Annotated in this window: 15 protein-coding genes; 7 read left to right on the top strand and 8 right to left on the bottom strand. The window is 61.6% G+C overall.

All coding sequences use genetic code 11. From position 1 onward, the window contains the following. Both VGG64_16285 and VGG64_16280 read right to left on the bottom strand, forming a co-directional pair. A partial coding sequence (locus tag VGG64_16285) for a PVC-type heme-binding CxxCH protein (protein ID HEY1601162.1) occupies positions 1 to 2892 on the bottom strand: 2892 nt, incomplete at its 3' end. A gap of 159 nt (positions 2893 to 3051) precedes the next feature. After that, positions 3052 to 4722, bottom strand: coding sequence for a hypothetical protein (locus VGG64_16280; GenBank protein ID HEY1601161.1), 1671 nt, complete (start codon positions 4720 to 4722; stop codon positions 3052 to 3054). A gap of 307 nt (positions 4723 to 5029) precedes the next feature. Between VGG64_16280 and asnB the strand changes: the two genes are divergently transcribed. After that, positions 5030 to 6967: an asparagine synthase (glutamine-hydrolyzing) gene (gene asnB, locus VGG64_16275; GenBank protein ID HEY1601160.1), complete on the top strand. Its 1938-nt coding sequence runs from the start codon at positions 5030 to 5032 to the stop codon at positions 6965 to 6967. A gap of 103 nt (positions 6968 to 7070) precedes the next feature. Here asnB and VGG64_16270 read toward each other — a convergent pair whose 3' ends face one another. Continuing rightward, a complete protein-coding gene (locus tag VGG64_16270; protein ID HEY1601159.1) occupies positions 7071 to 7193 on the bottom strand; it encodes a hypothetical protein in 123 nt (40 codons plus the stop codon). A 27-nt stretch (positions 7194 to 7220) separates the two neighbouring features. On the opposite strand from VGG64_16270, the gene glgC reads away from it, so the two are divergent. Further along, a complete protein-coding gene (gene glgC / locus VGG64_16265; protein HEY1601158.1) occupies positions 7221 to 8477 on the top strand; it encodes a glucose-1-phosphate adenylyltransferase in 1257 nt (418 codons plus the stop codon). Between the two features lie 852 nt (positions 8478 to 9329). Here the strand turns inward: glgC and carB are convergent. Further along, complete coding sequence (carB, locus tag VGG64_16260) at positions 9330 to 12593, bottom strand: carbamoyl-phosphate synthase large subunit (GenBank protein HEY1601157.1); 3264 nt, start codon at positions 12591 to 12593, stop codon at positions 9330 to 9332. 464 nt (positions 12594 to 13057) lie between these two features. On the opposite strand from carB, the gene VGG64_16255 reads away from it, so the two are divergent. Both VGG64_16255 and VGG64_16250 read left to right on the top strand, forming a co-directional pair. After that, positions 13058 to 14128 carry a putative zinc-binding metallopeptidase gene (locus tag VGG64_16255; GenBank protein ID HEY1601156.1) on the top strand — a complete coding sequence of 357 codons (1071 nt, stop codon included), beginning with the start codon at positions 13058 to 13060 and terminating at the stop codon, positions 14126 to 14128. After that, entirely contained in the window at positions 14125 to 15156 is a 1032-nt protein-coding gene (locus VGG64_16250) for an ATP-grasp domain-containing protein (GenBank protein ID HEY1601155.1), read from the top strand. Before VGG64_16255 ends, VGG64_16250 begins: the two co-directional genes overlap by 4 nt. Here the strand turns inward: VGG64_16250 and VGG64_16245 are convergent. Together VGG64_16245 and VGG64_16240 are read right to left on the bottom strand one after the other, a co-directional pair. Further along, entirely contained in the window at positions 15122 to 16411 is a 1290-nt protein-coding gene (locus VGG64_16245) for a carboxypeptidase-like regulatory domain-containing protein (GenBank protein ID HEY1601154.1), read from the bottom strand. The genes VGG64_16250 and VGG64_16245 overlap by 35 nt on opposite strands. Positions 16412 to 16451: 40 nt before the next feature. After that, positions 16452 to 16790: a helix-turn-helix transcriptional regulator gene (locus tag VGG64_16240; GenBank protein HEY1601153.1), complete on the bottom strand. Its 339-nt coding sequence runs from the start codon at positions 16788 to 16790 to the stop codon at positions 16452 to 16454. Positions 16791 to 17049: 259 nt separating this feature from the next. Between VGG64_16240 and argH the strand changes: the two genes are divergently transcribed. From argH to VGG64_16225, 3 genes are read left to right on the top strand one after another with little or no spacing between them, the layout of a single operon-like run. Further along, positions 17050 to 18450 carry an argininosuccinate lyase gene (gene argH, locus VGG64_16235; protein ID HEY1601152.1) on the top strand — a complete coding sequence of 467 codons (1401 nt, stop codon included), beginning with the start codon at positions 17050 to 17052 and terminating at the stop codon, positions 18448 to 18450. Positions 18451 to 18453: 3 nt separating this feature from the next. Continuing rightward, on the top strand, positions 18454 to 20700 hold the full coding sequence (locus tag VGG64_16230; protein ID HEY1601151.1) for a hypothetical protein: 2247 nt from the start codon (positions 18454 to 18456) through the stop codon (positions 20698 to 20700). A 54-nt stretch (positions 20701 to 20754) separates the two neighbouring features. Beyond that, the gene (locus tag VGG64_16225; GenBank protein ID HEY1601150.1) at positions 20755 to 21834 is read left to right on the top strand and encodes a sigma-54 dependent transcriptional regulator; all 1080 of its coding nucleotides are present in this window, start codon (positions 20755 to 20757) and stop codon (positions 21832 to 21834) included. 110 nt (positions 21835 to 21944) lie between these two features. Here VGG64_16225 and VGG64_16220 read toward each other — a convergent pair whose 3' ends face one another. Both VGG64_16220 and VGG64_16215 read right to left on the bottom strand, forming a co-directional pair. Next, a complete protein-coding gene (locus tag VGG64_16220; protein ID HEY1601149.1) occupies positions 21945 to 23462 on the bottom strand; it encodes a DUF1501 domain-containing protein in 1518 nt (505 codons plus the stop codon). Between the two features lie 2 nt (positions 23463 to 23464). Next, positions 23465 to 24829: DUF1501 domain-containing protein (locus VGG64_16215; GenBank protein HEY1601148.1), on the bottom strand; the 1365-nt coding region annotated here is incomplete at its 5' end.

Genomic DNA, 24829 nt, shown 5'->3' with positions numbered 1-24829 from the left:
CATCATGGATTGCTTCTGCGGTTGTGTCGTCGCGACTTCGGTCTTCGGCAGGCGAATCGATTTGCCTTCCACGTTTTTGAGCACCAACTCGCTATCGTTCTGTTCGACGATAAATCCGGCGTGTACTTCGCCGCCGGTGGTCTCGACCAGATGCACGATGTACTCCGGAGCGATCGCTTTGGACGGGTCCAAGATCGTCTCCAGCAGCGCGCGACGCTCATATTTCTTGCCGATCTGGCTGAGGTCGGGTCCGACGATGTTGCCGAAACCATTGACGCGATGACAGGCTTTGCAGCGCGCCGCCGAACTTTTGAAGAAAATCGTGCGACCGCGGTTTTCGTCGCCGGTCATGGCCAGAATATCGTCGGCCTTGACCGCCGCACCCAATCGTTTGGGGCGCTCGGACTCGGGGACAAACCGTTCGTAGAGGATGCGAACGCCGGTATCGACGTGGCGCGTGGTGCGGGCGATGACCGTGGCACGCAGTTCATCCGGCAATGCGCCCTCCTCAATCAATCGCAAAAGCACCAGCGAACCGGCCACGCTGTCGGTCGCGCGCTCGATGAGGACCGTCTTGAGCGCCGTCGGCGTTTCAGCAGACGTGAGCAGCGCCTTGACGGGCCCCCAGGCTTGCAATTCGACCAGCGCCTTGGTCGCCGCGGCCCGCAATTCTGCGTTGGACTCACGCAGCACGGATTCGTTCGCGGCGATGGCGCCTTCGGTACCGAGTCGCGCGGCGGCCGCCAGCGCGCGGGCACGTATCTCACCCGGCAACTCGACATCGTACGCCACGACCAACAACATGCCGCCGCAACGCCGCAAGTGCTGTTTGTCGATCATTTCGATCGCCGTGGCTTGCAATTCGGGTTCCGTCAGCAATTGCGCCATCGCGGCAACAAGTTCCGGTCGATCTGCTAATTCTTTCCAGTCTTCGGGCAAGTTCCGTGTGACGGCAGATAACGCCGCCTGGCGCGACGTAGCGCCGGCCTCACGGTCGAGCGCCGCCGACAGAATGATCTCTCCCGCGCGGACGGATGGAATCGTGCTCAACCGAATTAAAAGTCGAGTGCGGGCTGCATCGTCCAGTCCCGTCTGGCGTAGTCCGTGAGATAAAACCCGCGCGGCCGCATCCGGATCGAGCGCTTGTAGCAGGTCGACATTGTCGAAAGAAATCCGCGCGGCCTTGGCCAATGCGAGGCCCAGCTCTTTTTGCCTATCGCTTGCCGCGATGTTGATCGCCTCGAGCAAATAGCGATCGGTTCCGTCATAGGCCGAGGCCAACTTGAAGAGGGCCGCGTCAACGTCCGTGCCGCGCCAGTGGCGCATCGCCAGCAGCAGCTCGCGGCGGACTTCGATCTCTGAATCGTCGACCAGCGCCAATAGCGGCCCGCGGTATTCCTCGCCGTGGCGTCGCAAAATACGCGCTGCCAAGGCCCGCATCCTGCCCGATGGGTCGTGAAGCTGGTCGACCACTTTCTGCCGGGCTTCACCCCCGAGGCGGTCGAGCACCCATAGCGCCCGCGCCCGATAGTTCGGGTCTTCGGCTGTGAGCAACGCCGTCAGTGCGGCGGTGCTTTGTTGCCCTTCGGTCAATAATCGTTCACGCGCCAGAAACTGCGTTGCCAGGTTGGGACTCTTCAGCCCTGCGATGGCGTCGTCGATCGATGCGTAGGGGCCTGGCTTACCGGGCTTGGCCAGTCTTTTTCCGGGTGGCCGCACCAGGAATATCCGCCCCTGGTCAGGATTGTTGTAGGCGTGCCCCCCCACTCCGCCGTCGTACCAGTCCGAAACATACAAGCTGCCATCGGGTGCAGTGCAGATGTCGTCGGGGCGAAAGTATTTATCCTCGCTGCTCGAGATGATGACTTCGTTCGTCGCGCGCATGCCGGCTCCGACCTTTTCATGCCTATAGAGCCGCACTTCGCGTGGGCCTGCGTCGGTGTGCAACGGCGCGTTCTTGAAGTGGGGACCCAGAGCATCCCCCTCGTAGAAACAGATTCCGCAGGGGGAACCGAAGCCGGTCACGAGCGTGGCCGGCACATAGCCGGGCACATGTCCGCGAAAATGCCAATGCTCGCCGAAGGGAACCTCGCGCGGAACTCGTGCCGGCGGATGCCCGAACCATCCGTAGTTGCCCCCCTCCATCAGCCAGCAGATGCGCACGCTGAAATTGCCGTCGTTGTCGTTGTCGCTCAGATACGATTCGCCGAATGAGCTGACGCATACTTCGTAAGGATTGCGAAAATTCTTAGCGACCATTTCCAATTGGCTGCCGTCCAACTCGCCGCGCAGCACGGCGCCCCACTTGAACTCCACGTGCGAGCCATCAGTTCCGGTCACGTCGAAACCCGCGTCGCCGTGCGACATCCACCATTTGTGATCTGGCCCAAGTGTCAGGCTGTGCGCGCCGTGGTCGTGGTTACGTCCCTTGAAGCCGGTCAGGACCTTGCGCGGCGGACCGTCGGCCCGCAGGTCGCCGTCTTTGTCTTCGTAAACCCACAAATCGGGGCTGCAGGCGACGTAGACTTTGTCGCCGGCTACGCAGATGCTCATGGGGCAAAACAACCCTTCGGCGAATACGACCGCGCGGTCTGCCCGGCCGTCGCCATCGGTATCTTCGAGCACTTTGATTTTGTCGGCCGCGGGCTCCTTGGCGGCGGCGCGATACCATTGAATCTCGGCGACCCACACCCGTCCGTGCGTATCGACGTCGATCGCGGCAGGATTCGTGATCAACGGCTCGCAGGCAAAGAGCGAGACTTCGAGTCCCTCGGCGGCACGCAATGACTTCAACTCTTCCTCAGCCGAGCGTTGCGCCACCGCATGCTGCACGCCCCACAGAAGTGCCGTTAGGGCGCACACGGTACGCAAGATGTTTCGACAAAAGGGCATAAGAAGCAGTCCTGAATCGCGGGGGAGCGTGTCGCGTCGCGCGGACGCCGCATGGTAACGTTTAGCGGAGGCGGGATTAAGGCACCATTTTAGCCTGCTGAGCGTCGTGCAATCAATTGGCGGACTTTGTGGCCTGGTGCCGCGGAACACCCCAATCAGCTACCGGCCCAATTGTGTCAGGACGCTGGCGGCCGCCTCGGATCCCGCGGCCTTGGCCGCGGCCAGGACGCGATGGCCGCGCTCGATGTCTTCTTTGTGCGGTGAGGTGGCGAGAAACGCGCCGACAAACACCGGCGAGTTGACGTCATCGTCGGCCAGCCATTGCTCGGCCAGCATCACGGCCAGACCGGTGGGCAATTGTTGCCGCGTATAGTCGACGTTAGCCCCTCTGCGGCGGACGACGAGCCGGTCGTCATCGCGATGCACATCGACGACGATCATCGTTTCCTGGTCCACGACCAGCTCTGCGCCCGTGGCGAGCGATTGCAGGCTCTGGTGGACCGCATTCCAGAACCCGCCCACGAAATGTCGCAGCGTTTTCACATCTTCGACCTTCTCGCGCAAGCTATCCGCCGACGCCTCGACCAGGGCCAGATCTAATTGCTCGTCCGCCTTCTCCAGGTCGCGACCCGCCAGAGCCTGACGGGCCGCCGCGAGCGCGTCTTCGACCAACTTCGTTTGTGCCGGATCAGCCACCGCGTCTGCCGGTGGGACTACCGTGCTCGGCTGTGGCGGCGGCTCCTTCGAGGGCAACATTTTCTCAGTGCCGTTTGCCGCGGTGGCTGTCATTTTCAGTGACTGGTTGGCCGCTTTTGGCTGCTCGACAATGCGACTGTCTTGGTTCGTTGACGATTCGTCAATCGAACGACCGAGTTCCGCAGGCAGCGGGCGCGCGGATGGGGTGACTGGCGAACGATCTACCGCAACGTCACGCCGACGCGGACGCGCATCTGTTGTCACCTCGTTTGTCGCATCGGTTGCAGCGCGATTCTCGCGCAGCGCCAGCTCCCTTTGTTGAGACTGCCAGGCGAACAGAGCTACGGCTCCGATCACTAGCGCGACCAGCGAACAGGCCAGCACCGCGATCAGCGTGACGTGCGAGTTCTGCTTTTGCCGGGCCGTGGCTTTCATTCGTAGGGTACGAGGGCTGTCGAACGCGGGTATCAGCTCTGTGTCGGCGGCCGAAGGTACGTCCGCCGGCCATACCACTGGCGTTCCTGCCTCGGCCGCGCCTGCCGGCGACGGCAAGTTGTGCAACGCTGGGGGGAGCCAATCGGCCGCCGACGATTGTTTTGCCTGGAATGCCGCACTTGGCCCGGCAATCAATCTGGCTTGTACTACCGGGGCCGGCGTATCGGGCACTCTCGGCGGCTCAGGAGGTGTACTCACAGTCTTGGCCCAACGAGCGGTGGATTCGACTGTGGGGGGCGGCGCACCGTCCTCGACAGGTTTGGGCAACTCGGGCATCGTCACGGTTTGCTCGAGCGGCGTCGGGGGCATCAAAGAATCGATTTCCGCCGCCGGCACGCGCCGCGCCGCGGGAAGTCCATCCGCGGCTTGACGCAGCTTGGCGTCGTAGCGAGCTTTTACCTCGGGGGTCGTCAGCACGGCGCGAGCGGTGGCGATTTCGCCGATCAGGTGCTGCGCGAATTTGGCCCGCTCGCTATGCAGTAGGGATGAGAGCCGCGTGATGCGCCGTTTGGCGGCCGCGTGAATCTGCGCAGCGTCCGTCTCAGAGGGCGCAACGCCGAGCAAGGTGTAATAATCCGGAGGGCGCGGACCAACGAGAAGCCCCAGCAACTCCGCATACATGTCGAAGTCGTCGTTCAAATCGACCTCGCAAGTGACAACAGTGACAAATGGCTGGAACGGTGTTGCACCATAAGCGACCATCCGGGAGTAAAGGCCGGCGGTCGCTTAGCGCCGATTATCCTCACCAAATGTCCAACTCACAAGGTTCGGTCCTGCTCGATTTCCACCGTCCCACGCGGCCGGGTGGTCGGATTTAGAGTAAGATCAGTTGTAAGGCAGTGATAACCGTCGAGCACGTTCATTCCCTCGAGCGCACGGGGACTTTGGGTCAGCGCGATCCGGGCTCGACATGTCTTTTGTTTCCCACTGGGACTGAATCGCTCGCATGTGTGGTATCACCGGAGCCGTTTGGACCGATCCGGCGTTACGCGTCGAGCGCGATACGCTCGCGCGCATGACCGAGATGCTGCGCCACCGCGGACCCGACGACGTGGGCCTGTATGCGAGTGATGTACATACGAATCAGGGGGCTAGCGCCACCGTCGGCGTGGCGCTGGGGCATCGTCGACTGTCGATCATCGATGTCGCCGGCGGTCGCCAGCCGCTGGCCAACGAAGACGAGACCATTTGGATCGTCTTCAACGGAGAAATCTACAACTTTCGTGACCTTCACCGCCGACTCGAGGGTGCAGGCCACCGCTTTCGCACGGCCAGCGATACCGAAACGCTCGTGCACCTTTACGAAGATGAAGGCGTCGGTTTTCTGGAACACATCGAGGGCATGTTCGCTCTGGCGATTTGGGACGGACGCCGTCGGCAACTTGTGCTGGCGCGCGATCGGCTGGGAAAAAAACCGCTCGTATATCGCGAAGAGCCAGGGCGACTGCTCTTTGCCAGCGAGCTCAAGAGCCTGCTGGAAGTTCCGGACGTGGCTCGGGAGATCGATCCGCGGGCTGTCGACGAATATCTGGCCTATCAGTATGTGCCACATCCGCGCACGATCTTTCGCGGCATCCGCAAGCTGCCCCCCGCGCATTACGCCGTCTATCGCGACGGCGCCCTGTCGCTGGGCCAGTACTGGTCGCCCGACTTCACGCAGGAAGTGCATCGATCGGCAGCCGATTATTCTGCCGAGCTGCGCGAGCTATTGACGCGGGCTGTGGAAAAACGTCTGCAGAGCGAAGTCCCGCTGGGTGCGTTTCTCTCCGGAGGTATCGATTCCTCGATCGTGGTCGCCCTGGCGCAGCAGCTCTCGCAGGATCGGGTGAAGACATTCTCCATCGGCTTTCCGATCGCCGAGTATGACGAAACGAGCTATGCGCGCGAAGTTGCCAAGCTGCTAGGCACCGATCATTACGAAGAACGCGTCGAGCCAGACGGCATGGCCATGCTGCCGAAGCTGATGTGGCACTACGACGAGCCCTTTGCCGACAGTTCGGCGATTCCGACCTACTACGTATCGCAAATGACGCGACGGCACGTCACCGTGGCCCTGTCCGGAGACGGGGGGGACGAGTTGTTTGCAGGATACACGCGCTATCAGGCCGTTAGATTGGCGGGGTTGTTTGATCGCCTGCCTGGGCCGGTCCGCAGCCTGTTGGCGGGTTCGTTCTGGCAGTGCCTGCCGGCCAGTCCGCGACAGAAGTCGCTGGTGCGCAAATTCAAACGCTTCGCGGCAGGGCTGGGCGAATCGGGGCAGCGACGCTATTTCGACTGGATGTCGATCTTCAACGAAGCGCAGCGAGCGAGCCTGTACTCGGACGACTTTCTCGCACAACTGCCAGACCACGATCCCTTTGACTTCCTGCAAGAATCGTTCAATCGGGTGCGCGGACGCGATCCGGTAACCGCGGCCAGCCTGGTCGATCTGGTGACTTATCTGCCGTGCGACCTGATGACCAAGGTCGATATCGCCTCGATGGCCCACGGATTGGAGTGCCGCGCGCCGTTCCTGGATCAGCACGTGGTCGAGCTGGCCGCCCGTATGCCGGTCGACCTGAAGTTGCGCCGCGGAAGGGGGAAGCGGATTCTGCGCGAAACTTTCGGCCACCTATTGCCACGTTCGTTGCTGTCACGTCCGAAAATGGGATTCGGGGTGCCGCTCGGGCATTGGTTTCGCCACGAGCTGCGCGATTTCACGCGGGAAGTATTGCTCGACCCGGCGACTTTATCGCGCGGGTATTTCCAGCCGGCCGCCGTCGAGCGACTAGTCAACGACCATCTGTCGGGCGTTTTTGATCATAGTTATCGCCTGTGGTCGCTGTTGGTCTTCGAGCTTTGGCAGCGCCAGTGGGCCGATGTCGTGGCCGTGGCCGCGCGTTGAACGGTCGAAACTGCTTCTTGCGATCGGCCACTGGCCGCTTGCAGTATCGCAATGTTGTTCGGACGGCCGTCACGCCGGGGCGAGGTCGTTCGCTATGATCGCATCAGGGCCGCGCGTCCGATCCACGTGCCAGCAAGGGAGGGAGATCGAACTCCTTGGGGCAGAACCCCTTCAGCGGCGCGGGCGAAGTCTGTAAGATGCTCGATACCGACCAGAAGGGCATCATCAGGCAACCTCTGTGGGAGGCACACGGATGGAAAACGTTTTGGCAGTTGTGTTGGCAGGCGGCAAGGGATCGCGCCTGGAGCCGCTTACGCGTGATCGCGCCAAGCCGGCGGTGCCCTTTGGCGGTGCCTATCGAATCATCGATTTCACGCTCTCCAACTGCCTGAACAGTGGGTTGCGCAAGATCCTGGTGCTGACCCAGTACAAGGCGATGAGCCTGGATCGGCATATCAACCTTGGCTGGCGCAGCTATCTTTGCCGCGAGCTCGGGGAATTCATCGACGTCGTGCCGCCCCAGCAGCGCATCGACGAAAACTGGTATCAGGGGACAGCCGACGCCGTTTACCAGAACATCTATACCCTGGAAAAAGAGCGTCCCGAGTACGTCGTTATTCTGGCCGGTGACCATATCTATAAGATGGATTACCTGCAGCTGGTGAACGCTCATAAGCAGCGCAAGGCGGACGTCACGGTGGCGGCCTTGCGCGTGGCAGCTAGCGAATCACGCCATTTTGGTGTCATGCAGACCGAGGCTGACGGCCGGATCGTCGGTTTTCAGGAAAAGCCTGCCGTACCGCAAACGATTCCCGGCGACGATCAGCATATCCTGGCCTCAATGGGCATTTACGTTTTCACGGCCCGGTTTCTCTTCGAGCAGTTGTGCCTCGACGCGACCCGCAACAATAGTGCCCACGATTTCGGCAAGGATATCCTGCCGGGCCTGGTGCAGACGCACCGCGTGTGGTCGTTTCCGTTCCGCGACGAAAACCGCAAGCGCGACGCCTATTGGCGCGACGTAGGAACGCTCGACGCCTATTTCGAGGCCAACATGGATCTGGTTTCGGTCAATCCGGACCTAAACATGTACGACACGCGTTGGCCGATCCGGACCTATTTGCCGAACGTTCCCCCGCCCAAGTTCGTGTTTGCCGAGGATGGGCCCCACGCGCGCCGCGGAGAAGCGCTCGACACGATCATCTGTGCCGGCTCGATCGTTTCCGGGGGAAGCGTGTTACGCTCGATCCTGGGGACCAATTGCCGGATCAATAGCTTCGCGCACGTGGAAGATTCCATTCTCTTCGAGGGAGTCGACATCGGCCGCCACGCAAAGGTGCGGCGCGCGATTATCGACAAGGGCGTACACATCCCGCCAGGCGTCGAAATTGGTTACGACCACGAGCACGACCGCGCGCGGGGATTTACCGTCAGCGAAGGGGGCGTGATCGTCATCGCCAAGGCCGACGGCATCGAGCACTTCCTGGAAGCCGAACAAATCGTCTCTTAAGACGGGTTATTGTCGGCAATTCGATCTTCGTCCGATGGTGCTCACCCACCAGCAAGCGGGTGCCATGCTCACGCGTCAGTGTGAGCATGCTGATGCGCTCAGCAGCAGCGGGCACATGCCCACGCTCGCGCGTGGATATGGCATCCAAAGAGCATGTCACCATGGCGGCTGAAGGCGCCTGACAGCGCTGGCGCGTGAAAACCGGCAGCCGAAAGTGCGCGTCGTACGCTGCTGCGGCGGTCCTGCCTCGCCCTGCGCGCAAAAAAACCCCCGGAAAGAATGGGTCCCAGGGGGGCAAAGGACGCCATCCTTTTCCGGGAGCGATTGGACGCGGTCTACCTGAGGGGTTCAGGGTTGTGTACGGTATAACGTCGCCGAGTAGATCTCGTCGGCGAAAGAATCAACTTCCTTGTCGCTTAGCTCGGCAGTCGACGGCACCGTGAATGTCGCTGGTGTCGTTGCTCTGCCGACGGTCTCGGTGGGTTGCCAAAACCTTGGCTTCCCGACTCCTTAAAAGCGAAGCGTCCCGCCAGCGTCCTTGCCAGCGGTAGTCGCTTCGTCGGCTCGCAGAGAATTTGCATTCCCCTGGTGCGAGCCCTCCCACGTGGATCGTTGTGTCTTTGTCGGCGTCACGTGCGGCGTTGTTTTGCTGCCGTTCGTGGCGTTCATGAGGCGGGAAGATTACGTAAATCGCTGCCAGGGGTCAAGGGCGATTTCCCGCAGCAATGCGGAAGTTTTGCAGAGCGAATAGAGTCGCCATGCTGGCATGCGCAACTTCGTGCGCCCGGGCCAGTTCCGACATGCAGTCGAGCGAAGCGTGCGACCACGCGCCGCGCAAAATATTGCCACTGCTCAGACTTCTTTGGCGACGACCGGAAAGCGATCTTGAAGAGCCTGCACGGTTAACTCTTCTTCGCGCAGCGCCTCCATCGCCCGCAGCGCGGCTTCGGCCGCGGGGATCGTGGTGATGCACGGCACGCCATGCGCCACGGCCGCCGCGCGGATGCGCCCCTCGTCGGTGCGGGCTCCCTTGCCGCTGGGCGTGTTGATGATCAGATGAATTTGTCCGTCGATCAAATGATCGAGCAGGTTGGGATGCCCTTCTTGCAGCTTCTTGACGCGCTTCACCTGGATGCCGGCGTCTTCCAGCGTCTGCGCCGTGCCGGCCGTGGCAACTATGCTGAAACCCAAGGCCACCAGCTTCTTCCCGATCGGGACGACGTACTTCTTGGTGCGCGCCGTCAGGCTGAGGAAGATGGTCCCTTGCGTGGGTAGCACGACCCCGGCAGCCAACTGGCTTTTGGCAAAGGCAATCGAAAACCGATCGCTGATTCCCATGACTTCACCGGTCGAGCGCATCTCGGGCCCTAGCACGATATCGACGCCGGCGAACTTGATAAACGGAAAGACACTCTCCTTGACCGACACATGGCTGGGGATGGGATCGTTTTCATAGCCTTGCTCGGCCAGCGATACGCCCGCCATGATCTTTGCCGCAACTTTGGCCAGTGGCATGCCGGTGGCCTTGGAAACGAAGGGCGATGTGCGGCTGGCACGCGGATTCACCTCCAGCACATAGACATTAAGCCGGTCATCCTCTTTCTTGACGGCGAACTGAATGTTCATTAACCCTTTGACCTGCATCTGTCGCGCGAGCTTTTCCGTGGCCGCGCGGATTTCGGCCAACACCGGGCCGGGCAGGCTGTAGGCCGGCAGCGCACAGGCCGAATCGCCCGAGTGGACGCCCGCTTCTTCGATATGTTCCATGATTCCGGCGACGATGGTTCGCTCGCCATCAGCCACGGCATCGACATCCACCTCGATAGCGTCTTCCAAGAACCGGTCGATCAGCACCGGTTGCCCCTGGGCGACGAGAAACGCCTCGGCCACATAGCGCTCGAACTGCGCCTGGTCGTAGCAAATCTCCATGGCACGCCCGCCGAGCACGTAGCTGGGCCGCACCAGGGCCGGAAAGCCGACTTTGGCCGCCTCGGCGCGGGCCTCGTTCATCGTACGCACGATGGCGTTGGCCGGCTGGCGCAGGTCCAACCGGTGCAGCAGTCGCTGGAACTTCTCGCGGTCTTCGGCGTCCTCGATCGTGTCGACGCTGGTGCCGATGATCGGCACGCCGCAAGTGGCCAGCGCGCGCGACAGGTTCAACGGCGTCTGGCCGCCGAATTGCACGATCACGCCGTCCGGCTGCACGCGATCGCAGATGTTCAGCACGTCTTCGGTCGTAAGCGGCTCGAAGAACAGCAAGTCGCTGGTGTCGTAATCGGTGCTGACGGTTTCGGGATTCGAGTTGACCATGATCGACTCGATTCCCAACTCGCGCAGTGCGAAGCTGGCGTGGCAGCAGCAATAATCGAATTCAATTCCCTGCCCGAAGCGGTTGGGCCCGCCCCCTAGCACGACGATCCGCTTGACGCCACGCCGCTTGGGGGGCGTCTCGTCTTCGTCCTCGTACGTGGAGTAGTAGTAGGGCGTGTAAGCCTGGAACTCGGCAGCGCAGGTATCCACCGACTTGAAGGTGGCCACGATGCCTCGTCGCTTGCGCTCGGCGCGGACTTCTCCTTCGCTCGTGTCAAAGATCGTGGCCAGTTGCCGGTCGGAAAAACCGGCCTGCTTGGTGCGCCGCAGTAGCACGTCGTCGACGTTGGCTAGCGATTCGAGACTGCGCAGTTCATTCTCCAAATCCACAATTCCCAGCAGGTTATCCAGGAACCAGGGATCGATGCCCGTCAGCTGATAGATATCGTCGATCGTCATCCCGGCTTTGAATGCATAGCGCAGATACCAGACACGATCGGGGTTGGGCGTGGATAGCTTGGCGCGAATCTCTTCGATCGATGGTTGCTGAGATGTGCCCCACAGATCCTTGCCGTCGCAGCCGAACCCGAAGGCGCCGACCTCTAGCCCGCGCAGGGCCTTCTGAAACGATTCCTTGAATGTGCGTCCGATGGCCATCGTTTCGCCGACGCTTTTCATCTGCGTGGTCAGCGTCGAATCAGCTTCGGCAAACTTTTCGAAGGCAAAGCGGGGGATCTTGGTGACCACGTAATCAATGGTCGGCTCGAAGCACGCCATCGTTTCGCGCGTGATGTCGTTCGGCAACTCATGCAGCCGGTAGCCGACGGCCAGCTTGGCGGCGATCTTGGCGATCGGAAAGCCCGTGGCCTTCGAGGCCAAGGCGCTAGAGCGGCTGACGCGCGGATTCATCTCGACGACGATCATCCGTCCCGAGCGCGGGTCGATGGCGAACTGGATGTTCGATCCGCCGGTCTCGACGCCGATCTCACGGATCACGGCCTGCGAGGCGTCACGCATCCGCTGATATTCTTTGTCAGAAAGCGTTTGGGCCGGCGCCACGGTGATCGAATCGCCTGTGTGGACCCCCATCGGGTCGAAGTTCTCGATCGAGCAGATGATTACGACGTTGTCGTCGACATCGCGCATCACCTCCATCTCGTACTCTTTCCAGCCGATGATCGATTCTTCGATCAATACTTCGTGGATCGGTGACAACTCGAGGCCGCGGCTGACCAGGTCGTCGAACGCTTCCCGGTTGTAGGCTATCGACGAGCCGCTCCCCCCCATCGTGAAGCTGGGCCGTACGATGCACGGCAACCCGACCTGTTGCAGCACGCGGCGGGCGTCGTCGAGATTGCCGATCGTCTCGCCGCGGCAAACTTCCAGGCCAATCTTGCGCATGGCCTCGGCAAAGCGGCGGCGGTTCTCGGCCTTGTCGATCACGTCGGGCTTGGCGCCGATCATCTCCACGCCGAAGCGCTCAAGCACGCCGTGCCTGTGCAGGTCCATCGCCAGGTTCAGCCCGGTCTGGCCCCCCAAGGTCGGCAGAATGGCGTCGGGCCGCTCGGCCTCGATGACCTTGGCGACGATCTCCCAGGTGAGCGGCTCGATGTAGGTGCGATCGGCCGTCTCGGGATCGGTCATGATCGTGGCCGGATTCGAGTTCACCAGCACGACTTCGTAACCTTCCTCACGCAGCGCCTTGCAAGCCTGAGTACCGGAATAATCGAACTCGCAGGCCTGGCCGATCACGATCGGTCCTGAGCCAATCAACAGAATCTTCTGAATGTCGTTGCGACGAGCCACCGCGGGGAGTTCCTTATGTGCTTTGAATCCGTTCACCGGCCCAGTCGCGCCGTTGCGGCGGCCAGGAATGCCATCAATAGGGGGAAGTCAGGGCCGCGACGGGTCAAGTCCGCCCGGGCAACCAGGCCAGAACGCCCCCGCGTCGAGCCATAAAATCCTCCGATGATAACATTTCACTGGGCCGGCTTCCAGCATCCCGGGCATGCTGAAGTTCCGCCCGTACGGACGTCTTGTCGAAGGAATGTCCCGTGGCGCTCGGGCAGAGCCGGCCGTTCAGGCCGCCGCCGCGAGCATCCATAAGATAGACTAACCTTGCGGCGACCTTTGCGCCGCCGCAAGCTTTGGCCATCATGTCCCCCGTGGGCTTGTCCCGCTAACGTGCCGACGGACGACAGTCGCGTTCACGCGCACGCCCCCCCCTCGGCGTCTCGCGGCTCTGCGATAACACGGAGACTTTGCAACTCGTGCGTTCCCGGTCTCGACATATCGCCGCCCTCTTGAGTGCGCCACGGCGGCGCGTGCGCGAGCCGGCCTGGTCGCACCTGCCCGATCGTGAGTTGCTCGATTGGCGGTTGTGCGATCTGGGAGTCCGCATCGAAGGGTCGATGTTGGAAGAACGCGTCGGCCGCATCAACGACGAGTTGGGCCGCCGTAACCTGAAATTTCGGCCCGCCTATTGGCTCTCTGAAGAATGGTTCTCGCCCGACGGCGTGCCCGGCGTGGCGATTCCGTTCTATCTGGCCCATCCGCGGTTGATGAAGCTCGAGCAGCGGCAGATGTTGGAAGTCGAGGGGGGAACGCGCCAATGGTGCCTGCGCATTCTGCGGCACGAAGTGGGGCATGCCATCGACAACGCCTTTCGTCTGCACCGCCGGCAGCGCTGGCGCGCACTGTTCGGCAGTTCCACTCAACCGTATCCGGAATTCTATTCGCCCAAACCCTACAGCAAGCGATTCGTGCTGCATCTGGATTCCTGGTACGCCCAGAGCCATCCCTCGGAAGATTTTGCCGAATCGTTCGCCGTGTGGCTGCGACCGGGCTCGCGCTGGCGTACGCAGTACGCCGGCTGGCCGGCGATAAAAAAGCTGCGCTATGTCGACGAGCTGATGAAGCAGCTGTCGAACATGGTTCCTCCCGTGCGGACGCGGCAAAAAGTCGATTCGCTCGCCCAGTTGAAGAAAACCCTGCGCGAGCACTACGACGAGAAACGGGCCCGCTATAGCACCGAGCATGCGGCGGTTTACGATCGCGACCTGCGGCGCTTGTTTTCCGAGGCCAAAGAACACTCGGGTCGCACGGCGGCTTCGGCCTTTCTACGCCGGCTGCGGCCCGACCTACGCGAACTAGTCTCGCACTGGACGGGGGCCCACCAGTACACGATCGACCAGGTTTTGCAGGAGATGATCGCTCGCTGTCGCGAGCTAAAACTGCGGGTACACCGTTCCGATCAGCAGACCAAGCGCGATGCGCTGGTTTTGCTGACCGTACATACCATGAACTATCTCCACGCGGGTCACCACCGGCTGGCACTATGAAGAAACCGCGCGTCTTAGTGCTGATGCATGAAGACCTCGTGCCGCCTGAGAGCATCGAGGGACTCAGCGCCAAGGAAGTCGCTCCCTACAAGAGCGAGTACGATGTCTCGGCCGGGCTGCAGAACTTGGGGCACGAAGTGCGGCCGCTGGGCCTCAGCAGCGATCTCGGCGTGCTGCGCGAGGCGATCACTCAATGGAATCCGGACGTCACCTTCAATCTGCTCGAAGAGTTTCACGGCGTGGCCGTGTACGACCAGCATGTCGTCGGCTATCTGGAACTGATGCGCAAGCCGTACACGGGCTGTAATCCACGCGGATTGCTGCTGGCCCACGACAAGGCGCTGACCAAGAAGATTCTCTCGTATCACCGCATTCGTGTGCCCGACTTTGCCGTGTTCCCCATGGGCAAGGTCGTCAAACGTCCCAAACGGTTGAAGTTTCCACTGTTGGTAAAATCCGTCAGCGAAGAGGGCTCGGTCGGCATCGCGCAGGCGTCCGTCGTCCATAGCGACGAGAAGCTCACCGAGCGGGTGCAATTCATCCATCAACAGACCGCCACAGACGCCATCGCCGAGGAATACATCGAGGGGCGCGAGCTATACGTGGGCGTCATCGGCAATCAGCGGCTCGAGACGTTTCCCACCTGGGAAATGTTCTTCCGCAACATGCCTGAGGACACCGTGCGGATTGCCACCGAAAAGGTAAAGTGGGATCACGACTACCAGAAGAAGCACGGTATCGAGACGGGGCCGGCCGAGAATCTCGATCCAGCCGTGGACAGTCAGATCGCCCACTTATGCAAACGGGTCTACCGCACGCTCAGCCTGAGCGGCTATGCGCGGATGGATCTAAGGCTAACTGCCGAGGGAAAGGTCTATGTGCTCGAGGCCAATCCTAATCCGAACCTGGAATACGGCGAGGACTTCGCCGAGTCCGCCGAGAAGTCTGGCGTGTCGTACGAAAAGCTCTTGTCACGGATCGTAAACCTGGGACTCAACTATCAGGCACCGTGGCAGTGGGGGGGGTAGACGGCGCGTCGGATTTTACCTTCTCCTCGATCGCATCCCAAAAATCGGCGTTAGCGAAGTCGATCTTTATGACTTCGGAGACGGCACTGTCGCTGGCCTTCGCTTCGACGTTCACGGATTGCGACGGCACTTGCCAGTTTGTCAGCTTGAGTGTTGGACGACTGCCGTGCTCCACTTCGGCGTCGTCTGCCGGGACGTAAGCCGCCAATGACATAATTTGGTAGGTGCGCGGAACAAATCCGGCGCAAGGTCGCAGCATTAAATCGGCCGGAATCGCTTCGGCATTGCATAGTGCAACTCCCCCTCCGGACGAAACGCGGCGGATCGCTTCATCGGTTGAGAGCTCGCCAAGTACTTTGCCGGCACTGTCCAGCAGTACGTATCGATCGCCGCTGTTTTGACCCTCATTGTCTGAGTGCCAAGATTGGCCGGCGAACGAGCGACCGCGTGGTGAGAGCCAGATCACGTAATACAGCGGTTGCGTTTCAAGCTTCGCCGGGGGGGATATCGCAAAATGAACGGCCACCGGGTCAGGCAGTTCAAGCGGACATTTGATTGTTAGCTCGCTGGGCCGGCCGGGACCGAGGATAATACTTGTGCCACTACTGAATTCGTGGCTGCTGTCGACATGCACTGAGATGGTGTATTGGCCGGTCGGCAAGCGACCAAAATCCGCGATGCCTTGGGCATCAGTGGCTTCACGTTGGTGGATATCGTTGCCCGAGCCGAAAGACTTTCCGCTGCAAGTGGCAGTGGCGGCAACTGCCTGGCCCTCGGGATCAACAACCTTCACGCGCAGCAGCTGCCATAGTTCCGATTCGCTTGGTCCTGCAGCGACCGCCGATTGCTGGAGCTTAGCGATCGCCGCGGCCAGCATTTCACGCTGGGCGGCCAGCAGGCTCTGTTGTGACTCGCGGTTGGATTGCACCAACTGCCACATGAATGCTGCACACATCACGCATGCCGCGCTGGCCACGACCACCATGACGGACATGAGCCGCTGTGCCATGATTTTCTCCTTCATCGCATCCCGCCATAGGCCGCGCGCGACCGCGGCCGGGTCGCCAAATCGCGCAAGGGTCGCATGCAATGTTACCTTCTCACGATCTGCAGCCGATTCGTTCAGCAGTCGTTCCCGATCCATTGCACACTGCAAATGATCAGCCAACTCATCCGCGATATCCTGGCGTAATCCCGGCGGCTCGTCATTCCGCGGCGCCGGAAGCCCGGTCGTAACTTCGAATGGATCCGTCACGCGTTAGTACCCCGAAACGTCCCGGTCTCATCGGGCCCTGTCAGGCTGGTTGAACTCCGCGCTCCAGTCCCAGCACGCCGTTAACGCCTGACGCAAACGCTTGCCAATCCTGCCGGCGCGCCACCAGCCAGCTGCGCCCGGCAGGCGTGATATCGTAGTACTTCCGCCGCCGCCCTTCGAACTCCGCCCACGACGCGCTGAGCAGCTTCTGTCGCTCCAGGCGATGGAGCGCCGGATAGAGGCTACCCTCCTTGAGCTCGAATCGGCCTCCCGAGCGCGAGAGCACCGTTTGCACGATCTCGTAACCGTACGACCGGCCATTCGAGATCACTTCTAACATCAACATCTCGACGGTGCCGGTGATCAGTTTGTTTTCCATTGCAGGCTCCATACATCCGCTGTCTAGGTATATGCATAGTCCATCAATGTATTGGCAGTCAACCCTTCCGTACGTCCCCGAGAAACGGGCTCCCACTGCGAACTGCTGCTAGCAAGGCTTTGCCCCCTGTCACATTGGCCTGCCTAGATTTGCAGCATTGCCTGCCTGAGGCTCGTTGACACTTTTCCGTAAGCCGTTTACAGTGAATGTTTTGGTGCGTTTTTCTGGCCTTCACGCTGAGTTTGCAAACGTGGGAACTGTGGCGCAAAAGCCGTGGGGTGGTGTCTTTGCCGACGCGACGGATCGGCGTGTCGAGAAGTTCACGGAAAGCGTGAGCTTCGATCGGCGACTCTATGCGCAAGACATTCGCGCCTCGATCGCTCACGCCCAAATGCTGGCTAAGGTAGCAGTGATCTCGAACTCGGAATGCCAGCAAATTGTGCAGGCGTTGGAACAGGTTCGCCACGAGATTGAGCAGGGGCAGTTCGAGTTCCGTGTCGAGCTCGAAGACGTCCACATGCACATCGAGCGGGCGCTAGTCGACCGACTCGGCGACACCGGCCGCAAGCTGCACACCGGACGCAGCCGCAACGACCAGGTCTCGACCGATCTGCGTCTGTGGGTACGTGACGGAATCGACATAATTGATGCGCGACTGGCGGACCTGCAACGGGCGTTTCTCGGCCGCTGCGGCGCCGACCGCGATTGCGTCTTGCCTGGCTACACCCATACGCAGCGAGCCCAGCCCGTCTTGGCTGCCCACTATTGGCTAGCGTACTGCGAGAAGTTTGCCCGCGATCGCGACCGTTTGGCCGATTGCCGCCGCCGCACGAATGTCTTGACCCTCGGCACCGCGGCCTTGGCCGGCACCAGCGTGCCGATCGACCGCGACGACGTGGCAGCTCGACTCGGCTTCGAAGCCGTGGCGGCCAATAGCCTGGATGCCTCGAGCGACCGCGACTTCGTCCTGGAGTTCGCATTCGCGCTGGCCTTGATCGGCGAGCACCTCAGCACTTGGGCCGAGGAATGGATCCTGTGGTCGACCAGCGAATTCAATTTTCTCAAACTGCCGCAGGCCTTCTGCACCGGTTCGTCAATCATGCCGCAGAAGATCAATCCAGACGTTCTGGAACTGGTCCGCGGCAAGACCGCCCGCCTGGTCGGAAATACGACGCGGTTGCTGGTGCTGATCAAGGGGTTGCCGCTGGCCTATAACCGCGATCTGCAAGAGGACAAGGAGGCCGTATTCGATTCCTTCGACACCGTGGCCGCCTGCCTCGAAGTGGCGGCGCCGCTGGTCGCCGGCGCGGAACTGAATCGCGCAGCCATTTCCGCCGGGCTCGACCGTGGCTATCTCGACGCGACAACCTTCATGGAGTGGCTCATACAACAGGATGTTCCGCAACGTACCGCCCACGACATCGTCGGTCGACTGGTGCGTACAGCGATGCAGCGCGGTGTTCCGCTGTCCGGTCTGACGCAGGCCGAATTTCAGGAAGTGCATCCGCCGCTCGACGAATCTTTGTACGACGTATTGGGGGTCGATCGTGCCATCGCCGCCTTTAAAAGCTACGGATCGACGGCCCCCCGCGAGGTCGACCGCCAGATTGCCCATTGGACCGAACGATTGAGCGCCCCACACGCAGATCAGAAGCCTTAGCGCATGCCCATCATGATTCACAGCCGGATATTACGTTGTGCCGTTTTGCTCGGCGTCCTGGCGTCTTGCACCGCCGCGTCGGCGCAGGCCTTGTCCGGTGCCGCAAAGCCGGTGGGCGCGCGCACGGCCGACGATCCCGTCATCAAGGCACTCCTCTCTGCCAATCCAACAACTCCGGCCGAGTTGGTGCGGGCGTCGAAGATACTCGTTGATCTCGGACATCCGGCGTTGGCTCAACCGTTCGTGCAACGCCTGCTCGCGCTCAAGCTGACTGACGAACAAATGGCCGACCTGGTGACAGAAGTCGGCTCGGCCGTGTTGCTGCGCTTGGGGCGCGAGCGGCAACTGAATCCGGGCTCGGGGCAATTCTGTAACGCGGCCCTGGACGGCGCCCAACGTTTTGCCCGCGATCCGTCGCGCCTGACAGAGTTGGTCAAGCAATTGCACGGTGCGACACCGCATGAGCATGCGGTGCTGGTCGCGGCGTTGCGTCCTGGCGATGGTGCCGCCGTGGCGGCGCTGGTTGCGGCGTTGGCCGATCCGGCTCGCGCTGCAGAGTCGTCCGCAATCTGCCAGACTCTGGTCGAACTAGGTCCTGAGTCCGCGGCTCCCTTGGTGGCCGTGCTCGAATCGAGCGACAAGCGACTGCTGGTCTACGTTCTAGATGTGTTGGGTCAGATCGAAGATCCGGCGGTCGCCGATTACTTTTTGGCTCCGGCCCTTGCGCCGGGAACGGCACCCGAGGTCGCAGCCGCCGGGCACACGGCACTAACCATTTATTTCACGCGCCCTCCGAATCCAGACCAGGCAGCCGCTCGGCTGCACGAGTGTGTTCGTACGATTCTCGGCGGATTTCGCCATCCCGATCGGCGCACGGCGGCCGAGACCGAGCCGGCAACCATCGCCTGGCGCTGGGACGATCAGAAAAAGCGGTTGGTCGGCGAGTCTGTGCCGCCGGCGGCCGCTTCCCTGCTGACCGCCGTACGTCTTGCAACCGATGCGCATTTGCTGCTGCCAAATAGTGTGCCCATCCGTCGGTTGTATTTGTCGACACTCGCTCAGGCGATTGGCTATGTAGGGCGCGAGCCCGGTGCCGCGGCGCACATCGCCAAGGCGCAGGATGTGTTCGCCCATGTCAGTATCGACGATTGGCAGGACCTACTCAGCTTCGCCTTAGAGGATGACCAGCCCGCCACCGCCGCCGTGGCCGCGCAGAAATTGGGCGCATCGCACGACAAGTATTTGCTCTACGCCCATAGTCCACAGGCCAGCGGGCTTGTGCGGGCGCTGGTTCACCCGGATCGCAGCCTGCGCTACGCCGCACTGTCGGCCATTATGCAACTCGCTCCGCACGATCCCTACCCCGGTGCAGGTCAGGTTGCCGAGTCGTTGGAGTTTTTCGCCCGCTCGTCCGGAGCGCCCCGGGCCTTGGTTGCCGCGGCGACAGGGGCCGAGGCGGGCCGCCTGGGTGGCTTGCTCGCCCAATTGGGTTACGAGCCCGACACTGCGACAGATGCCGCGGGCGTATTTCGGCTCGTCCGCACCGGCGCCGACTACGAATTGATTTTAGTTGACACAGCACTCGGCCTGCCGACGTCCGGTCAACTCATTCAACGATTGCGGGCTGATAGCCGCACCGCGCGTATCCCCTTGGCACTGGTCTCATTGGCTGACGAGAAGCCGAAAGCCGAGCGGTTAGCGGCCCGCTATCCGCTGTGCGTGGCCGTGACGCGGACCCACGACGCGGCGCACACGCAGTACGAGGTCGCGCGATTATTGCGCGCCGCCGGCCGTAGCGAGGTCGACCGCGACGAACGCCGCCAGCAAGGCGTCAAGGCGCTCGAGTGGATCGCGACCCTAGCCACCGAGCGGCAACGCGTCTACGATCTGCGCAAGCTCGACGCGGCCGTGATCAGCGGTGTCGACGCGCCGGGCCTCACCGCGCCGGCCATCGCAGCCTTGGCAAAGCTTGATACGCCGCGTGCCCAGCGCGCCCTGGTCAACCTGGCCAGCCGGCTGGTGGCGCCCATTGCCGATCGGCAGGCAGCGGCTCACGCCTTTGCCGATAGCGTGTCACGCGTGGGCACATTGTTGAAAAGCGACGAGATTCTCGGGCAGTACGATCGTTACAACGCCAGCGAGACGCAAAGTAAGGATACGCAACAGGTGCTTGCCAGCATCCTGGATTCCATCGAGGCCCGAGCGCAGGCGGATTCGCTGGCGCTCGAGCAACCCAGGCCTGCGCAGTAACCGTAAACCCCAGCCACCAGGTTTACCCACGGCGGATGCCGCGGAAACCCCCTCATGAGCCGTTCCTTCCGACCTGTCGAAGCGACAAATGCATCGGGCCCGCCGATCCGTGGAATCATCGGATCGGGGCCGGCAATGGACAAGGTCTATCGACTCACTCGCCAGGTGGCCAAGAGCAACGCCTCGGTACTATTGTTGGGCGAAACGGGCACCGGCAAGGAGCTGATCGCCAAGGCTGTCCATCTACTCAGCCCGCGCGGTACCGGTCCCTTCGTGCGCGTGAATTGCGGAGCACTTTCCGAGAGCTTGCTAGAGAGCGAGCTGTTCGGTCACGTGCGGGGCTCCTTCACAGGGGCCATCGATAATCGCACCGGTCGCTTCGAGGCGGCCCATACCGGCACCGTGTTTCTCGACGAGATCAATTCCACCACGCCCAAATTACAAGTGAAGCTGCTGCGCGTATTGCAAGAACGCGAGTTCGAGCGGGTGGGAGACACGCAAACGATCCGCGTCGACACCCGCGTCATCGCAGCTAGCAATCGCGATTTGTTGGAAGAGGTCGAAGCCGACCGCTTTCGCGAAGATCTTTACTATCGCCTGAACGTGGTGCCGATCCATCTTCCTCCGCTGCGCGAACGGCGTGAGGATATTCCGGAACTCATCGGTCATTTCCTCAATGCTTACAACGAGGAAAACGATCGCTACGTCGTTCACATCGATCGCAAAGCGATGGATGCGCTGCAAGATTACCACTGGCCCGGCAATGTCCGCGAGCTGCAGAACTATATCGAGCGGGCCGTGGTCATGGCGCCGGGCGACGAGCTGACGGCCGAGCTGCTGCCCGACACTGTCCTCGGCCAACGCCGACCGCGCACGACGCGTTTCAAGGAACCCGACCTCGAGACATTGGCGTTCGAATTGGTGCAGCAGGCGCTGGCCACGGCCGGCCCTCAGGAAGACGCTCTGCACACCAAGGTCGTCAACCGCGTCGAGCGCGAACTGATCGCCCAGGTGCTGGCCAGTTGCGAGAATGTGCAAATCAAAGCCGCCGCGCGATTGGGAATCAACCGCAACACGCTGCACAAAAAGCTCAAGGAATATGGCCTGGACGAATCGGACGACGCCGCAACTTAACGAGATTGCGGGTTCACGAAATCGCGCGCAAGAATCTGGCAACGCGCTGACGCTCAAATATCAACCATTCAGCGTTCCGCACTCATCGTTCAGCGTTTCGTCGCCGTTCCCTACGCCAGCAGCTCGCTGATCACGTTTCCATGTACGTCCGTCAAACGGCGGTCGATGCCATTGTGGCGATAGACCAGCTTGGTATGGTCGATGCCCAATAGGTGCAGCATCGTGGCGTGTACGTCGTAGCAGTACGTAGGATTGTCGACCGCTTTATACGACCACTCGTCACTGGCCCCGTAAGTGGTGCCGCCGCGAACGCCGCCGCCAGCCAGCCAGGTGGTAAACGTAAAGGGATTGTGATCGCGCCCCTTGGTCCCTTGGCCGCACGGCATGCGGCCGAACTCGGTCGTCCACATCACGATCGTGTCTTCCAGCAGGCCGCGCTCTTTGAGATCCATGATCAAGGCCGCGGCCGGTTGGTCCATGCTGGCCGCCATCGTGGCATGGTCGCGGGCGATATCCTCGTGCGAATCCCAATTGCGCCGCGGAAACCCATTGTCTGCGCCGCTCCACACCTGGACGAATCGCACGCCCCGTTCGAGCAACCGCCGCGCGACCAGGCAATTGCGTCCAAAGTCTTCGGTCACCGGCTGGTTCAAGCCATACTGTTCGAGTGTCCGCGCACTCTCGTCGGCCAGGTTCAGGACCTCGGGCGCGCTCGTTTGCAAGCGCGCGGCCAACTCGTAAGAGCGAATGCGCGCGTCGAGTTGCGAGTCGCCCTGCCGGCTGGCTTCGTGGGCTCGATTGAGCCGGGCCAGTAGTTCCAGCCCGGCCGCTTCACTTTCCGGGCGAATGAACTTTGCCGTGGCTGGCGGAAATAAATCGGCAATCGGATTAACCGCCCCGGGCCGGATCATGGTTCCCTGATGCGCCGCGGGTAGGAACCCGGCCGTCCAATTTCCCGGGCCGTTGGGCGCGAAACCTCGTGAGTCGGGCAGCACCACGAATGTCGGAAGATCGGCGCTCATGCTGCCCAATCCGTAGCTCATCCATGCGCCCATCGCAGGAAAGCCCGGCAGCACGAAGCCCGAATTTTGCATGAAGGTGGCCGGTCCATGCACATTCGATTTCGAGACCATCGAATGAATGAACGCCATCTCGTCGACGCATCCACCCAGGTGCGGCACCAGGTCGCTGATCCACTTGCCGCATTGGCCATACCGCCGCCAGGCCCAAGGGCTTTGCATGCACTGGCCCGGATCGCTTTGGAACAGCTCGACTTTTTCGCCTGGGTCAAACGGCTGCCCGTTACGGCGGATCAACTCGGGCTTGTAATCGAACGTGTCGCACTGGCTCGCCGCGCCCGACATGAACAGCTGCACCATGCGTTTGGCGCGGGCCGGATGATGCAGTCCGCCGTGGAGAGCGAGTTGCCGTGGGACGGGATCCATAGGCGAGCTGGGTTCGGCCGCCAGCAGCCCCTCGCGACCCAACAAGTGGGCGAGCGCAATCCCGCCCAATCCGCCGCCCAGATTCCAAAGAAACGCGCGGCGCAGGCATTCCGGAGGACCGCCTCCGTCGTCCGGCAGCGAACGTTGTTGCGAAGCGCAGTTGGGATGTGGCGCGCGGCGCATGATTATGCCAGGATCTCGCGGACGACTTCGCCGGCCACGTCTGTCAGCCGGAAATCGCGCCCGTTGAAATGATACGTCAACCGCGTGTGATCGATCCCCATTAAATGCAACATCGTGGCGTGCAGGTCGTTGATGCTGACCCGCCCGGAGACAGCCTTGTGTCCGAAGTCGTCGGTGTCGCCGTGATGAACGCCCCCTTTGACGCCGCCGCCGGTCATCCAGGTAGTAAAGGCGTGTGGATTATGGTCGCGGCCGGTGCCTCCCTTTTGCACAATCGGCAAGCGGCCGAATTCGCCGTTCCAGACGATCAGCGTCGAGTCTAGCAAGCCGCGCTGCTTCAGGTCGGAAAGCAGGCCCGCGATCGGCACGTCGGTCTCGCCGGCGAACTGGCGGTGATTGTCGGCGATATTGGTATGGCCGTCCCAACTCTTTTCGTTCTCGGTGCCGCCTGAGTAAATCTGCACGAAGCGGACGCCGCGCTCGATCATCCGCCGCGCGATCAAGCATTGCCGGCTGAAGTGCGTACACTTCGGATTCTCCAGCCCGTACAGTTTCTTGATCGACTCGGGCTCGCCATCGACGTTGAGAGCTTCGGGCGCTGCCATTTGCATGCGATACGCCAGCTCGAAACTTTCGATGCGGGCAGCGAATTCTGCTTCGCCAGGATGCTGCTCCAACTGGCGGCGATTCAAGCGGTTCAACAGGGCCAGTTGGTTTTGTTGCTCGGCATCGCTGATGCCCGATGGCCGGGCCAGATTGTCGATCGGCGCGCCTTGGGCGTTTAACGCCGTCCCCTGAAAGATACCGGGCAGGAACCCGGCGCCCCAGTTTTGTGCGTAGCCCTTGGGTAGCCCGCGCCCGAGCGTGTCGTACATCACGACGAAGGCTGGCAGGTTCTGGCTGGCCGATCCCAAACCATAGGTCACCCAAGCGCCGACGCTGGGAAAGCCCATGCGACTGAAGCCGGTGTTGACCTGGAACAGCGCTGGTGAGTGGTTGTTGGTTTCGGTGAAGCAGCCGTGCAAGAAGGCCATGTCGTCCACGTGCTGGGCCATGTTCGGAAAAATCTCCGAGACCCAGGTGCCCGACTGGCCGTGGCGATCGAACTTGAAGGGCGACTTCATCAGCGGGCCGACTTGCTCGACGAAAAAACCGGTGTTCTTGTCGAAGCCGGGCAGTTCTTGGCCGTCGTGCTTTTCAAGTTCCGGCTTGTATTGCCAGGTATCGACCTGGCTTGGCCCGCCGTTCATGAAGAGCCAAATGATATTCTGGGCTTTCGCCGGAAAATGCGCCGGACGCGCCGCGAGCGGATTGATCGCCGAGTTGCTCGTCGCCCCATGAGCGCGCGACGCGTTCCCGTCCCCCAA

The organism is Pirellulales bacterium, from assembly GCA_036490175.1.
Classification (GTDB): Bacteria; Planctomycetota; Planctomycetia; order Pirellulales; family JACPPG01; genus JACPPG01.
The sequence above is the reverse complement of the archived record's forward strand: the minus strand, read 5'-3'. Positions and strand labels throughout refer to the sequence as shown.

Bases quoted from the DNA above. Each gene is read 5' to 3' on its own strand.
- glgC (HEY1601158.1), top strand. From the start codon at position 7,221: ATGGAAAACGTTTTGGCAGTTGTGTTGGCAGGCGGCAAGGGATCGCGC.
- asnB (HEY1601160.1), top strand. From the start codon at position 5,030: ATGTGTGGTATCACCGGAGCCGTTTGGACCGATCCGGCGTTACGCGTC.
- VGG64_16270 (HEY1601159.1), bottom strand. From the start codon at position 7,193: ATGATGCCCTTCTGGTCGGTATCGAGCATCTTACAGACTTCGCCCGCG.
- VGG64_16220 (HEY1601149.1), bottom strand. From the start codon at position 23,462: ATGCGCCGCGCGCCACATCCCAACTGCGCTTCGCAACAACGTTCGCTG.
- VGG64_16230 (HEY1601151.1), top strand. From the start codon at position 18,454: ATGCCCATCATGATTCACAGCCGGATATTACGTTGTGCCGTTTTGCTC.
- VGG64_16240 (HEY1601153.1), bottom strand. From the start codon at position 16,790: ATGGAAAACAAACTGATCACCGGCACCGTCGAGATGTTGATGTTAGAA.
- VGG64_16250 (HEY1601155.1), top strand. From the start codon at position 14,125: ATGAAGAAACCGCGCGTCTTAGTGCTGATGCATGAAGACCTCGTGCCG.
- VGG64_16225 (HEY1601150.1), top strand. From the start codon at position 20,755: ATGAGCCGTTCCTTCCGACCTGTCGAAGCGACAAATGCATCGGGCCCG.